We start from the raw sequence: 15,148 nt of genomic DNA, 5'->3' as shown, positions 1-15,148 counted from the left end.
ACTTTGTTGACTAATATGATCCGGGTAAAATAAATAACACCCGGGTAATAAGTCGTGCCTACGCAAACAACTCCTTCATGCACCGCCTTCGTCCGTCACCAACGCGTGGCGGCTGGCGCGTATTCCGAGGTTGCCGACGCCCTTTCGAATCTGGCGTTGGCAACCGGCAGTTTCCTGGTTTTCGACGATAACACCGGCAGCCAGGTCGACTATCCCTGGCCGGCGGGGTATGCGCCCGAGCAGCCGGCCCCCGTCGAAGCGGATGACGAGCCGCCTGCAACGCCCGCAGTCGGCCGTCCGAAGTTGGGCGTGGTGGCCCGCGAAGTCACGCTGTTGCCGCGCCATTGGGAATGGCTTGGCCAGCAGCGCGGCGGCGCCTCGGCGGCGTTGCGCCGGTTGGTGGATGAGGCGCGCAGCGCACACGCCTCGCGTGATCAGGTGCGCCTGGCCAAAGAAGCCAGCTATCGTTTCATGAGTGCCATCGGCGGCGGCCTGCCAGGTTTCGAAGACGCTTCACGGGCACTGTTTGCTGATGAAACAGTGGGCTTCTCCCGCGCGATTGCACAGTGGCCGGTTGACGTGCAGACGTACCTGGCCTGGCTGTCGCGCAATGCTTTCCCCGTCCAACAATAATTCCGGGACCCGAACCACCATGGAAGTCACCCAACAACGGCCGTTGTGGCAGATCTACCTGATCTTTTTGGCACCGATGGTGCTGTCCAACTTCCTGCAAAGTTTTTCCGGCACGCTGAACGGCATCTATGTCGGGCAAATGCTCGGCACCCAGGCGCTGGCGGCGGTCTCGGGGATGTTCCCCATCGTATTTTTCTTTATTGCCTTGGTGATCGGTCTGGGGGCAGGCGCGTCAGTGCTGATCGGCCAGGCATGGGGCGCCCAGGAAACGGCGCTGGTCAAGGTGATCACCGGCGCCACCTTGACCCTCGGGGCGCTGGTGGGGTTGATCGCTGCAGTGCTCGGCAGCCTGTTCGCGCGCCCGGCCTTGCACGCGCTTGGCACGCCGCTGGATGTGTTGGACGATGCGGTCGGCTACGCCCAGGTGATGATGTTGATCATGCCGCTGCTGCTGGTGTTTATCCTCTATACCCAGTTGCTGCGAGGTGTCAGCGACACGATTACGCCATTGCTGGCACTGATGGTTTCAACCCTGGTCGGCCTGCTGCTGACCCCGGCGCTGATTCGCGGCTGGATCGGCCTGCCGCCCATGGGCATCCAGAGCGCGGTGTACGCAGGTTTGGTGGGGAATACCTTGGCCATGCTGTTTCTGATCCTGCGCCTGCGGCATAAAAACCATGTGATGGCGCCGGACCGCGAACTGCTCGCGGCCCTGCGCCTGGACCGCGCGATTCTCGGCAAAGTCCTGCGGATCGGCCTGCCCACGGGTTTACAGATGGTGGTGCTGTCGCTGTCGGAATTGGTCATCCTCGCCCTGGTCAACAGCCACGGCTCCCAGGCCACGGCCGCCTATGGTGCGGTGACGCAAATCGTCAATTACGTGCAGTTCCCGGCGTTGTCGATTGCGATCACGGCGTCGATTCTCGGTGCCCAGGCGATTGGCGCCGGACGCTTGGAGCGCATCGGGCCGATCCTGCGCACGGGGTTGTTGATCAACACCTGCCTCACCGGTGGCTTGATCGTGCTGGGCTACCTGTTGTCGCACTGGCTGCTGGGCCTGTTCATCACCGACGACGCAGCGCGGGTGAATGCCGAACACCTGCTGCACATCATGCTGTGGAGCATCCTGGTGTTCGGTTTCCAGGCGGTGATCGGCGGGATCATGCGCGCCAGCGGCGTGGTGCTGATGCCCGTCGCCATTTCGATCTTCTGTGTGCTGTGCGTTGAGTTGCCATTCGCGTATTTGTTTAACGCGCACTTCGGGCTGGAAGGGGTGTGGATGGCGTTTCCCGTGACCTACCTGGCGATGCTGGCGTTGCAAACGGCGTATTACCGGCTGGTCTGGCGGCACAAGCAGATCAAGCGGCTGGTGTGATTATTTAAAGTGGGTATCGGCGACCGGCAGGATGCTTGCGACATGCCAGCCGTCTTTGTCTTTCAACAGTGTCTGGCTGATCAGGAACGTGTCGACCTGTGGCGCTTCGCCAGGGTGGCCGCGGGTGAAGGCCACCGGGACCATCAGTTGGGCGACTTTGTCGTTCACCATCACCACGCTGAAGTGACTCATATCGGGTTTCAGTTGCCAGGTGCCTTTGTAATAGTCCTTGAGCTTGCTGACGACGCCGTCGGGGCCCCAGTTGGCTTCGCCGCGGGCAAACCAAAGCATTTTCGGTGAGTCCCAGAGCATGGCTTTGATCTGGACGAGGTCATGGGCGTTCTGGGCCTCGACAAACCGAGTAAAAAACGCGCGGGTTTCATCCTCTTGAGGGGTCGCGAAAACGGGCGTGAGGGGGAGTAGCGAAAACAGGGCGCAGAAGGCCAGTGCACAACGTTTCATAAGGGTTCCTCAGGGATGGTCGCTGAGATCAAGCTTAGGCCAGCCTAAGCGCCGGCAAAGGCCATTTACCCCTCATTTCTGGACATTGCGCTCGCATCGGCGGGGTTTCTCGCCGTACGTCTTATCACCCGTGGCGGCTCGCCAAACTGGCGAATGAACGCCCGACGCATGCGCTCGCTGTCGCCAAACCCGGTCTGGCGGGCAATGTTGTCGAGGGGGTGACGTCCATCCTGGATCAGCGCCACGGCTGCTTCGATGCGTAGCTTTTCCACGGCTTTGGCCGGTGAAAGCCCGGTTTGCGCGTGAAACGCCCGGCTGAACTGGCGCAGGCTCAGGTGCGCGACGTCTGCCAGTTCACTCAGGGGCAAGGCGCGATGCAGGTTGTTGCGCATATAGGCCATGGCCGCCTGAATCCGGTCGGTTTTCTGTTCCATATCCAGTAGCACCGAACGTTGTGGCTGGCCTGCCACGCGGCGGCTCTGAAGAATAAAGTTTTTCGACACGGAGCGGGCGACTGCCGGCCCCAGGTCGGCTTCGACCATGGCCAAGGCTTGATCAATGCCTGCCGTCATGCCGGCGCTGGTCCAAATGGATCCGTCGATCACAAACAATCGCTCTTCTTCCAGGCGGACCTCAGGGTAGCGCGCGCGCAATTCTGCGGCGAAAAACCAGTGGGTGGTCGCTCGCACACCATCGAGCAACCCCGCCTGTGCCAGAAAAAAGGTGCCGGAGCAGGTGGCCGCAAGGCGGCGGCTGTGCAGGGCGGCGTGTCGCAGATAAGCCAGCAGCGGCGCGGTAAATTCGCGATCACTGCCGCCGCCGATGATCACCGTGTCGAACGGGGTGTCATCGAAGCGTTCGGTGTGCACGATTACCCCCAGGGAGCTGCGTACCGGTCCGCCAGTTTCGGAGAGCAGCCTGACATCGTAATGGGCTTTGCCTACGTCGTTGTTGGCACTCTCAAAGACGGACAGCGCGGCGAAGCTCATGACGCCGAAACCGGGAAAGGTGATGAAACCGATGCGCTGCATGATGGGCTCCGGAAAAAGGGCGGACGAGCTGTTTTACGTGTGTATGCTCTGCATGCCTTGTCGGTGATGCGTTGCAATTGCGCGTCCATTTCGCCGTCGAACTGGGCCACGGGTATCTTGCCCTGATACTGTGAGATAGCAAGTTTCAAGGCACTGATGAAGAGGTTAAGCAGGATGGCAAACCCTTACGCCGAGTTGTTCCAGGTCCCGGGCGCTCGCGCTTTTGTGCTGGCGGGCATGCTGGCGCGCATGCCGGTGTCGATGACCGGGATCGGCTTGATCACCATGCTTTCGCAGGTGCATGGCGGCTATGGCTTGGCGGGCGCGGTGGCGGCGGTGTTTGCCCTGGCGACGGCGTTTTGCGCGCCGCAGGTTTCACGTTTGGTCGACCGTTATAGCCAGGGCAGAGTGCTGCCAATTGCCGCGTTGATCGGCGGCGGGGCGTTATTGATGCTGTTGCTGTGCACCCGCTTGCAGGCGCCGAACTGGCTGTTGTTTGTGTTCGCGGCATTGGCCGGGTGCATGCCGAATATGTCGGCCATGGTGCGCGCGCGCTGGTCCGAGTTGTATCGCGGCCAACCCAAGCTGCAGACCGCGTTTGCCCTGGAGTCGGTCCTCGATGAGGTGTGCTTCATTATCGGCCCGCCGATTTCCGTCGGCCTGAGCGTGGTGCTGTTTCCCGAAGCCGGGCCTTTGGTCGCGGCGTTGCTGCTGGCCGTGGGCGTTACCACCTTTGTGCTGCAGCGTGCGACTGAGCCGCCTGTGCACGAGCACCATGAGCATCACGGCGGCTGGCTGATCGCCTCGCCGTCGGTGCTGATCCTGATGATTTTACTGTTGGCCATGGGCATGATCGTCGGCGTGGTGGATGTGGTCAGCGTCGCCTTCGCCCAGCAGCAGGGCCAGCCGGCGGCGGCGAGCATCGTGCTGTCGGTGTACGCCATCGGTTCGTGTCTCGCGGGGCTGGCCTTCGGCACCCTCAAGCTCAAGGCGCCGCTGCCCCGACAGTTCCTGTTCTGCGGCGTGGCCACGGCGTTGACCACCTTGCCGTTATTGCTGGTGACCAACATCCCCGGGCTGGCCGTGGCGATCTTTATCTCCGGCCTGTTCTTCGCGCCCACGCTGATTGTGTCCATGGCGCTGGTCGAGCAAGTCGTGCCGCCCAGCCGTTTGACCGAAGGCATGACCTGGTTGATCACCGGCCTGAGCATCGGCGTGGCCATCGGCGCCGCCAGTTCCGGCTGGATGATCGACCATTTTGGCGCCACCAGCGGGTTCTGGGTGGCGTTGGTGGCGGGAGCGGTGGTGTTGGGGTCAGCTGTCCTGGGATTTAGACGGTTGGGGTAATCAGCCGATTGCCGGGCAAGGGTCGGCGCTGTGCTGCTGTAAAAACTCATGCAGCGCCTGACGTGTCAGATCATTGAGCGTCACTTTTTTGCGGGTGGCTGCCAGGGCCGCCGCCAAATGCAGGTCATGGCCGACGCGTACATTGAATGAGCCTTTGCAAGGCTTCTCCGGCGTTTGCCCCAGGCTTTGGCACGTCGCGAGATAATCGTCCACGGCTTCACGGAAGGCCGCATCCAACTCGGCCACGGTTTTTCCTTCATAGCTGACCAGCGCCTTGATGAACAACACTTTGCCGAACAGGCAATTGTCTTCGAGGCTGGCTTCGATCGAGCCGATGTAGCCTTGGTGTTTCAATTGGTTATTCACTGAATCAGGTCTCCTGATTTCAATTGTTCGATGATCTGGCGCCGAATGTAGTGTTTCAGTTCGTTGCCGGGGTGAGGCTTGTGCAACGTGATCATTGCACTGGGTCGCCGATGTTGAATTTGACGCGGCTTCCAGCCCCTTCAATCTGCGTGTAGCCAAGCCTGTGCAGCAGCGTTACGAGATCAGGCCAAGTGAATGCCATGCGTTCATTGAGCAATTTGGCGAGCAGCTTTTCATTTTTGGACACGGCGTTCCCTGCGTGTAACTAAATGTAGTTGCAAAAAGTGGTGTGCGTCAATGCTAGCGGGTGTTCGTGTGCTGCTGCTGAGATTGATGTAACCCTTGATGACAGCTCGCTCCATGCCCCCATTCCCGCGCTAATTTTTCCCTGCCCGGTTCGTTTTATAGGGACGACGTGCCTTTGTGCTTCCTGCCTATTGCTCCGGACACCCCCAAATGAATGCTGAAGACTCCTTGAAACTTGCTCGCCGGTTTATCGGTTTGCCCCTGGAAAAACGCCAGTTATTCCTGCAAGCCTTGCAGAAAGAAGGCGTGGATTTTTCCCGGTTTCCGATTCCGGCAGGGGTGGAAGCGCAGGATCGCCAGGCGCTGTCCTACGCGCAGCAACGCATGTGGTTTCTCTGGCAGTTGGACCCGGCCAGCGGTGCCTACAACTTGCCGGGCGCGGTGCGGCTCACAGGTGCGCTGAATTTCAGCGCGATGGAGCAGGCCTTCGCCAGTTTGGTGGCGCGCCATGAAACCTTGCGCACGGTGTTCCAGCGTCAGGCCGATGAGCGCCTGGTGCAGGTCGCCGTCGAGCCGTCGCTGGCGATCGATCATCTGGACTTGAGCGCATGGGCGCCCGCCGAGCGCGAGCAGGCCGTCAATGATGCGGCGACCCGTCAATCGCTGCTGCCTTTCGACCTTGAACACGGCCCGTTGCTGCGTGTGCAGGTGCTCAAGCTTGGTGAGCAGCAGCACGTATTGTTGCTGACCCTGCACCACATCGTTTCCGATGGCTGGTCGATGAACGTGTTGATCGACGAGTTCATCCGCTGCTACGACGCCCATGACCGCAACGAAACGCCGCAACTGCCGCCGCTGCCGATCCAATACAGCGACTACGCCCTGTGGCAGCGCCGCTGGCTGGAAGCCGGGGAGCAGGCGCGCCAGCTGGAATACTGGCAGGCACGCCTGGGCGATGAGCACCCGGTGCTGGAGTTGCCCACGGATCGCCCGCGCCCGGCCATGCCCAGTTATCAGGGCACTCGGCATAATTTCGCGATCGACGCGGAACTGGCCACGCAACTGCGCAGCTGCGCGAAAAAGCACAATGTCACCCTGTTCATGCTGCTGCTTGGCGCGTTCAACGTGTTGCTGCATCGCTACACCGGGCAGGGCGATATCCGCATCGGCGTGCCCATCGCCAACCGCAATCGCAGTGAAGTCGAGGGGCTGATCGGTTTTTTCGTCAACACCCAGGTGCTGCGTACTGAGCTCACGGGGCAAACGCGCATCGCCGAGTTGCTGCAAGGCATCAAAGAGCATGCCCTCGGCGCCCAGGCCCATCAGGAGCTGCCGTTTGAGCGTTTGGTGGAGGCGCTGAAAGTCGAGCGCAGCCTCAGTCATACGCCGCTGTTCCAGGTGATGTACAACCACCAGCCGGTGGTGGCGGACATCGCCTCCGTCAGCACCGCCTCCGGGCTGGAGTTGGCCCTGGTGGAGTGGCAAGGCCGCACCACCCAGTTCGACCTGACCCTCGACACCTATGAAAAATCCGGCACCTTGCATGCCGCGCTGACCTACGCCAATGACTTGTTCGATGCGCCGTCTATCGAGCGCATGGCGCGCCACTGGATCAGCCTGCTGCACGCCATGGTTGCCGACGGCGAACAGCGCATCGGTGAACTACCGATGTTGAACGCCGACGAGCAGCACAGGCTGGTGCGCAACTGGAACCAGACCGCCGAACCGTACCCGACCGAATGCGCTGTCCATCAGTTGATCGAAGACCAGGTGCGGCGCACGCCGCATGCCCCGGCGCTGGTGTTCGGGCCCACCACCTTGACCTACGCCGAGCTCGACGCGCGTGCCAACCAGTTGGCCCATGCCTTGCGTGAAAAGGGCGTTGGCCCGGACGTGTTGGTGGGTGTGTGTGTCGAGCGTTCCATCGAAATGGTGGTGGGCCTGCTGGCCATTCTCAAGGCCGGTGGCGCGTATGTGCCGTTGGACCCTGAATACCCGCAGGACCGCCTGGCCTACATGATCGAAGACAGCGGCATCCAGTTGCTGCTGACCCAGCACAGCCTGCAGGCGTTACTGCCCACCGAAGGCATCCAGGTAATCGCCCTGGACCACGCACAGGGCTGGCTCGACGCCTACAGCAGCGTGGCGCCCGTCGTTGCCGTTGCGGCGCTCAACCTGGCGTACGTGATCTACACCTCCGGCTCCACCGGCAAGCCCAAGGGCGCCGGCAACAGCCATCGCGCGCTGGTCAACCGCTTGTGCTGGATGCAGCAGGCGTACGGGCTGCATGCCGGCGATGCGGTGTTGCAGAAAACCCCGTTCAGCTTTGACGTGTCGGTGTGGGAGTTCTTCTGGCCATTGATGACCGGCGCGCGCCTGGTGGTCGCCGCTCCAGGTGAGCACCGTGAACCGGTGCGCCTGATCGAGACCATCGGCCGCCACGCCATCACGACCTTGCACTTTGTGCCGTCGATGCTCCAGGCGTTCATCCATGAGCCGGGCGTGAGCGCCTGCACCAGCCTCAAGCGCATCGTGTGCAGCGGTGAAGCCTTGCCGCTGGATGCACAGCTGCAGGTGTTCGCCAAGTTGCCGAGCGCCGGACTGTACAACCTCTACGGGCCGACCGAAGCCGCGATCGATGTGACCCACTGGACCTGTGTCGACGAAGGCGCCGACAGCGTGCCCATCGGCCGACCGATCGCCAACCTTGCTACCTACGTGCTCGACGCCCAGCTCAACCCGGTCCCGGCTGGCGTCAGCGGCGAGCTGTACCTGGGCGGCACCGGCCTGGCGCGCAGTTATCACCGGCGCCCGGCGTTGACAGCCGAACGTTTTGTGCCGAGCCCTTTCGTTGATGGCGAGCGCCTCTACCGCACTGGCGACCGCGTGTGCCAGCGTGCCGACGGCGTGATCGAATACCTCGGCCGTCTCGACCATCAGGTCAAGCTGCGTGGCTTGCGCATTGAACTGGGCGAAATCGAAACACGGCTGATGCAGCACCCAGCGGTGCGCGAGGCGGTGGTACTGGTGCAGGGCGGCAAACAGTTGGTTGCCTACCTGGTACTCGACAGCGAAGCGCCAACGGACCTCAAGGCCTGGCTGCTTCAGAGCCTGCCGGAATACATGGTGCCGACGCACTTGATCACCCTGGCAAAACTGCCGGTGACTGCCAACGGCAAACTTGACCGCAAGGCCCTGCCATTGCCGGACGCTGCACCGCAGCAGGGTTTTGTCGCGCCGGAAAATACGCTGCAGAAAGCCTTGGCGGCGATCTGGAGCGATGTACTCGGCGTTGAGCTGGTCGGCCTGGACGACAACTTTTTTGCCTTGGGGGGTGATTCGATCATCTCCATCCAAGTGGTCAGCCGCGCCCGTCAGGCTGGGATTCGCCTGAGCCCGCGTGACCTGTTCCAGTACCAGAGCATCCGCAGCCTGGCACTGGTTGCGACCTTTGAGCAGGCAAGTGTTATCGACCAGGGCCCGGTCAGCGGCGAGGTGATCCTGACGCCGGTGCAGCAAGGCTTTTTCGCCCAGGCGATCCCGGCGCGTCAGCACTGGAACCAATCGCTGCTGCTGACCCCGCGTGAGGCGCTGGAGCCTGCTCGCCTGGAGGCTGCGCTGGCGCAACTGATCAACCATCACGACGCGTTGCTCCTGCGTTTCGTGCAGCACGCCGACAGTTGGCAGCAAACCCATGCCGCGCCGGTCACCGACGCAGTGCTGTGGCAGTCCAGTGCCGACGACGACACTCAGCTGGCCGCGCTGTGCGACGAAGCCCAGCGCAGCCTCGACCTGGCGCAAGGCCCGTTGCTGCGCGCCGTACTTGTCGCCACGGCCGATGGCTCCCAGCGCTTGCTGCTGGTGGTGCATCACCTGGTGGTCGACGGTGTCTCCTGGCGCATCCTGCTCGAAGACCTGCAACAGGCTTATCGCCAAGCGCCGTTGCCGGCCAAGACCAGCGCCTACCAACAGTGGGCGCAACAGCTGCAAGCGCATGCGCACACCCTCAACGGACAACTGCCTTACTGGCAGGCGCAGTCCGCTGACGCCGAACTGCCGAGTGACAACCCCGCGGGCGGGCTGCAAAACCGCTTGGGCAGCACACTCGAAACCCGCCTCAACGCCGAGCACACCCGCCAATTGCTGCAAGACGCCCCGGCGGCCTATCGCACCCAGGTCAATGACCTGTTGCTGACCGCCTTGGCGCGCGTGGTCAGCCGTTGGAGCGGGCAGGCGGCGGCGCTGATTCAGCTGGAAGGCCATGGCCGTGAAGACCTGTTCGACGGCGTCGACCTGACCCGCACCGTCGGCTGGTTTACCAGCCTGTTCCCGGTGCGCCTGCACGCCGACGGCGAACTGTCGACGGCGATCAAGTCGGTCAAGGAGCAACTGCGCGCCGTGCCCGACAAAGGCCTGGGCTACGGCCTGCTGCGCTACCTCGGGACGCCCGAGGTGCGTGAGTGCCTTGAAGGGCTCGCCGCGCCGCGTATCACCTTCAACTACCTGGGCCAGTTCGATCGCCAGTTCAATGAGTCGGCGCTGTTTGTTCCGGCCACCCAAGGCAGCGGCCAGGCCCAGGACCCCGAAGCGCCGCTGGCCAACTGGCTGACGGTGGAAGGGCAGGTGTACGGCGGCGAGCTGTCGCTGCAATGGGGGTTCAGTCGCGAGATGTTCCAGGCGTCGACCATCCAGCGCCTGGCGGATGAATACAGCGCCGAACTCAAGGCGTTGATCCAGCACTGCTGCGACACGCCCGCCGGGCAGGTGACGCCGTCGGACTTCCCGCTGGCACGCCTGACGCAGCCGCAATTGGATGCGCTGCCCATCGCCGGGCCGGCCATCGCCGACCTTTACCCGCTGTCGCCGATGCAGCAAGGCATGTTGTTCCACTCCCTGTATGAACCCGAAGCTCAGGCGTACATCAACCAGCTGCGCCTGGACATTGAAGGCCTCGACCTGCTGACCTTCGGCCGCGCCTGGCAAGCGGCGCTGGACCGGCATGAGATTTTGCGCAGCAGTTTCCACTGGCTGGGCCTGGACAGCGCCCATCAGGTGATCCAGCGCCAGGTCGACCTGCAACTGCAGGTGATTGAAGACCCGCACGCCGACCTTGACGCCTTGGCCAACGCCGAGCGCGAGCGCGGTTTCGTGTTGAATGCGGCGCCGCTGTTTCGCCTGATGCTGGTGCGCGGTGCCGGCGCGACCTGGCACATGATCTTCACCAGTCATCACATCCTGATGGACGGCTGGAGCAACGCGCAGTTGCTGGGGGAAGTCATCGCCCATTACGCCGGCCACGTGCTGCCGGCGCCGCTGGGGCAGTTCCGCGATTACCTCGGGTGGCTGCAACAGCAGGCCTCGGGCGAGGCGTTCTGGAAGGCCGCCTTGGCGCCGCTGCAAGCGCCCACCTTGCTGGCTGAAGCGCTGCGTGCGCCGACTGAAGGCAGTGGCATGGCAGACCATCACGTCACACTGGACCGCGAATTTACCCGCGCCCTCGGCGACTGTGCCCGTCAGCACAAAGTCACGCTCAACACCGTGCTGCAAGGCGCCTGGAGCCTCTTGCTGCAACGCTACACTGGCCAGGATTGCGTGGCCTTCGGCGCCACCGTCGCCGGGCGCTCGGCGCCACTGCCGGGAATCGAGCAGCAACTAGGCCTGTTTATCAACACCTTGCCGATCGTCAGCGCGGCCTCGCCAGCCCAGTCGGCCGCCGCCTGGCTCGTCGAGTTGCAGGCCTTGAACCTGAGCCTGCGCGACCATGAACACGTGCCGCTTTACGACATTCAGGGCTGGGCCGGTCAGCAGGGCGCCGCGCTGTTCGATACCTTGCTGGTGTTCGAAAACTTCCCGGTGGCCGAAGCGCTGAAACAGGGGGCGCCTGCCGGCTTGACCTTCGGCACGCTGCACAACCACGAACGTACTCACTACCCGCTGACCCTGGGCATCGAATTGGGTGCCAGCCTACGCCTGGAGTTCAGCTACGACCGTGGCCGCTTCAGCGAGCAACAGGTCGTGCAACTGAGCGCCAACCTGCAGCACGTGCTGGTGCAACTGGTGGCGGATACCCAGGCGCCACTGGGCAACCTGCAGTTGCTGGACGACGGTGCGCAACACAACCTGCTCGCCCTCAGCCAGTCGCCTCGCACGGCCCCGCGGCCTGTGCGCGTGCATGAACGCATTGCCGCCCAGGCGCACGCCACGCCTGACGCGCTGGCGGTGCAGGCGGGCGGCGCGCAGCTGAGCTACGCCCAGCTCAACCAGCGGGCCAACCGCTTGGCTCATCGCCTGCTGGCGCTAGGCGTGGGCCCGGGCCAACGTGTGGGCCTGGCCTCCCGGCGTGGCCCGCAGTTGATCGTCGGCCTGCTCGCAGTGCTCAAAAGCGGCGCTGCCTACGTGCCGCTGGACCCGGCATACCCGGCTGAACGCCTCGGCTACATGCTCGCAGACAGCCGCCTGAACCTGTTGCTTAGCGAAACCGGCTTGCTGGCCGACTTGCCACTGCCGCCAGGGCTGCAACGCGTGGCGTTCAGCGCGCTCGGTGAAGAGCTCGCCGGCTACCCGGCAACCAATCCGCCCAACCACGCCGACGCCGCCGACCTGGCGTATGTGATCTACACCTCCGGCTCCACCGGCCAGCCCAAAGGCGTGGCCATCGACCATGCCGCCCTCGATCAATTCTGCGACACCGCGGCAAGCTACAGCGCGCTGACGCCCGCTGACCGCGTGCTGCAATTTGCGACCTTCAGCTTCGATGGCTTTGTCGAGCAATGCTACCCGCCACTGTGCGTCGGCGCGGCGCTGATCATGCGCGGTGACGAGCTGTGGGACGCGGGGTTGCTGGCGCGGGAGATCGTCGAGCACGGCGTGACCCTGGCCGACTTGCCTGCCGCCTATTGGTATTTGCTGGCCAAGGAATGCGCCGTCGATGGCCGTTCCCTGGGCAACCTGCGCCAGGTGCATGTGGGCGGCGAAGCCATGGCCGTGGAAGGCGTACGCGCCTGGCACGCGGCCGGCTTGGGCAGCGTCCGCCTGCTCAATACCTACGGCCCGACCGAGGCTACGGTGGTCTCCAGCGTGCACGACTGCCAACTGGCGGATGCCAATGACGCGTATGGCGTGCCGATCGGGCGGGCCATCGCAGGGCGCGCGCTGTATGTGCTGGACAGCGGCTTTGAACTGCTGCCGACGTGTGGCGTCGGCGAGCTGTGCATCGGTGCGTCGGCGGGTCTGGCCCAAGGTTATTTCGAGCGTCCGGCGCTGACCGCCGAACGCTTCCTGCCGGACCCGTTTTCCGGCGTGCCGGGCGCGCGGCTTTACCGCAGCGGCGACTTGGCCCGCTACAACGAAAACGCCGCCCTGGAATACGTGGGGCGTATCGACCATCAAGTCAAAATTCGTGGGTTCCGGATCGAGATGGGTGAAATCGAAGCCTGCCTGCAAGCCTTGCCCCAGGTGCGAGAGGCGGCCGTGATTGCCCTGGACGGGCCGACCGGTGCGCAGTTGGTGGCGTATATCGTGCCCCAGTCGGATGCCCTGGAACCGCAAAGCGTGGCAGCGGTGTTGCGCCAGTCCTTGCCGGACTACATGGTGCCCGCGCACTGGGTAATGCTGCAGGCCTTGCCGTTGAACAACAACGGCAAGCTGGATCGGCGGGCGCTGCCACAGCCTGACCTGAGCCTGGCTCAAGCGGTCTACCAGGCCCCGCAGAACCCGTTGCAGTACCAGTTGGCCGCTATCTGGCAGGCGGTATTGCAGGTTGAGCGGGTCGGCCTGGACGATCATTTCTTCGAGTGTGGCGGGCATTCGTTGCTGGCGACCCAGGTCATTTCCCGGGTGCGTCATGCACTGAAGCTCGAAGTGCCGTTGCGGGCTTTGTTCGAACAACCGACCTTGCGCGCCTTTGCCCAGGCCTGCGAGGGATTACAGGCGCAGGATGGCGTGCCGATGGTGGCACTCACCCGGGGTCAGCCGATGGTGTTGTCGTCCGCCCAGGAGCGCCAGTGGTTTCTTTGGCAGTTGGACCCTCACAGCGCCGCCTACCATGTGCCCACGGCGCTGCATTTGCGCGGGCAACTGAACAGCGTGGCGTTGGAGCAGGCGTTCCAGGCGCTGGTGCAGCGCCATGAAGCGTTGCGCACCACCTTTGTGGAAACGGATGGCCGGGCCTGGCAGGTGATTCATCCCGGCCTTGAGCTGCCGGTGCTCAAGGACCACGTCGACGCCTCAGTTATTGAACAGCGCGTTGAGGAGGAGATCCGCCGTCCGTTCGACCTGATCAACGGCCCGCTCATGCGCGTCAAGCTGCTTGCCGTCCAGCCGGACCATCACGTGTTGGTCATCACCCAGCATCACATCATCTCTGACGGCTGGTCGATGCAGATTGTGGTCGACGAACTGGTCCAGCTCTACAGCGGATTCTGCGCGGGCATTCAAGCGCCGATGACCGCGCTGCCCCTGCATTACGCCGATTACGCCGCCTGGCAACGCCAATGGGGTGCCAGTGACGACAATGCGCGCCAACTGGCGTACTGGCGCGACACGCTGGGAGGCGAGCAGCCGTTACTGGCGCTGCCTCTCGATTTCCCACGCCCGGCCGAGCAGAGCTATCGCGGCGCGCGCTATGACTTTGCCTTGCCCGAAACGCTGGCCCAGGCACTGCAGCACATGGCGCAGCGTGAACACGTCACGCTCTTTACCCTGTTGCTGGCCTCTTTCCAGATGCTGTTGCACCGCTACAGCGGCCAGAACGACATCCGTGTCGGCGTGCCGGTGGCTAACCGTAATCGCCTTGAAACCGAGAACCTTGTCGGTTTCTTCGTCAATACCCAGGTGCTGCGCGCGCAATTCGATGGCTCGCCGTCATTCAGCCGCCTGCTGCAACAGGTTCATCAGTCGGTAGTGGATGCCCAGACATTCCAGGACCTGCCTTTCGAACAACTGGTCGATACCCTGCAGCCCGAGCGCAGCCTTAGCCACAGCCCGTTGTTCCAAGTGCTGTTCAACCATCAGAGCCGCGAAACTCGCACAATTGAACTGCCGGCACTGGCCATCGAGGGTGTCGCGTGGGACAGCGGGACGGCGCAGTTCGACCTGACCCTGGAAACGGGTGAGGTGGCAGGTGGTCTGGCGGCGTCGTTGACCTATGCCACAGATTTGTTCGGTGCCGACACGATCGAACGCATGATGCGGCACTGGCAGGCTTTGTTGCAGGCCATCGTTGTGCAAGCCGAGACCGTGCTCGGTGAGCTGGCGATGTTGAGCCCGGCCGAGCAGCAACTGATTGTGCAAGGCTGGAATGCCACCGCCGAAGCCTATCCGCTGGACACTTCAGTTCAGCAGTTGATCGAAGCGCAAGTGCTGAAAACTCCGGATGCACTTGCGTTAGCGTTCGTTGAAACACGGCTGAGCTATGCCGAGTTGAATGCCCGCGCCAACCGGTTGGCCCATCAGCTGATTGCGCACGGCGTGGGCCCGGATGTGTTGGTCGGCATTGCAGTTGAACGTTCCATCGAAATGGTCGTGGGCTTGCTGGCAATCCTCAAGGCGGGCGGGGCTTACGTGCCGTTTGACCCGGAGTATCCGCAGGAGCGCTTGCAGTACATGATTGAGGACAGCGGCATTGGCTTGCTGTTGACTCAGCAGGCGTTGCGGGCTCAATTACCTGTTCCAGAAGGCCTGCAAACGT

At 63.1% G+C, this 15,148-nt stretch carries 7 protein-coding genes and 1 pseudogene; 4 read left to right on the top strand and 4 right to left on the bottom strand.

What is annotated here, in order from left to right:
• Nucleotides 1-54 precede the first annotated feature (54 nt).
• Nucleotides 55-633 (top strand): DUF2239 family protein, encoded by a 579-nt coding sequence (locus WBB95_RS00600; protein ID WP_424485827.1) that lies wholly within the window; start codon nt 55-57, stop codon nt 631-633.
• A gap of 19 nt (nt 634-652) precedes the next feature.
• Nucleotides 653-2,008: an MATE family efflux transporter gene (locus WBB95_RS00595; RefSeq protein ID WP_424485826.1), complete on the top strand. Its 1,356-nt coding sequence runs from the start codon at nt 653-655 to the stop codon at nt 2,006-2,008.
• Here WBB95_RS00595 and WBB95_RS00590 read toward each other — a convergent pair whose 3' ends face one another.
• Nucleotides 2,009-2,470 carry a DUF4440 domain-containing protein gene (locus tag WBB95_RS00590; protein WP_424485825.1) on the bottom strand — a complete coding sequence of 154 codons (462 nt, stop codon included), beginning with the start codon at nt 2,468-2,470 and terminating at the stop codon, nt 2,009-2,011.
• A 65-nt stretch (nt 2,471-2,535) separates the two neighbouring features.
• Nucleotides 2,536-3,501, bottom strand: coding sequence for a GlxA family transcriptional regulator (locus WBB95_RS00585; RefSeq protein ID WP_424485824.1), 966 nt, complete (start codon nt 3,499-3,501; stop codon nt 2,536-2,538).
• A gap of 174 nt (nt 3,502-3,675) precedes the next feature.
• On the opposite strand from WBB95_RS00585, the gene WBB95_RS00580 reads away from it, so the two are divergent.
• Nucleotides 3,676-4,848: an MFS transporter gene (locus WBB95_RS00580; protein ID WP_424485823.1), complete on the top strand. Its 1,173-nt coding sequence runs from the start codon at nt 3,676-3,678 to the stop codon at nt 4,846-4,848.
• On the opposite strand, the gene WBB95_RS00575 is transcribed toward WBB95_RS00580, so the two are convergent.
• Both WBB95_RS00575 and WBB95_RS00570 read right to left on the bottom strand, forming a co-directional pair.
• On the bottom strand, nt 4,849-5,214 hold the full coding sequence (locus WBB95_RS00575; protein WP_424485822.1) for a type II toxin-antitoxin system HicB family antitoxin: 366 nt from the start codon (nt 5,212-5,214) through the stop codon (nt 4,849-4,851).
• Nucleotides 5,211-5,461: pseudogene (locus WBB95_RS00570) on the bottom strand (type II toxin-antitoxin system HicA family toxin). The gene WBB95_RS00575 and the pseudogene WBB95_RS00570 overlap by 4 nt, the downstream one beginning before the upstream one ends.
• Nucleotides 5,462-5,670: 209 nt before the next feature.
• Between WBB95_RS00570 and WBB95_RS00565 the strand changes: the two are divergent.
• Nucleotides 5,671-15,148, top strand: a 9,478-nt coding sequence (locus tag WBB95_RS00565) for an amino acid adenylation domain-containing protein (RefSeq protein ID WP_424485821.1), incomplete at its 3' end; no start/stop codon positions are given.

Origin of the sequence: Pseudomonas sp. (assembly GCF_049645325.1) — a bacterium.
Lineage (GTDB): Bacteria > Pseudomonadota > Gammaproteobacteria > Pseudomonadales > Pseudomonadaceae > Aquipseudomonas.
This window is presented reverse-complemented; position numbering and strand designations above follow the sequence as displayed.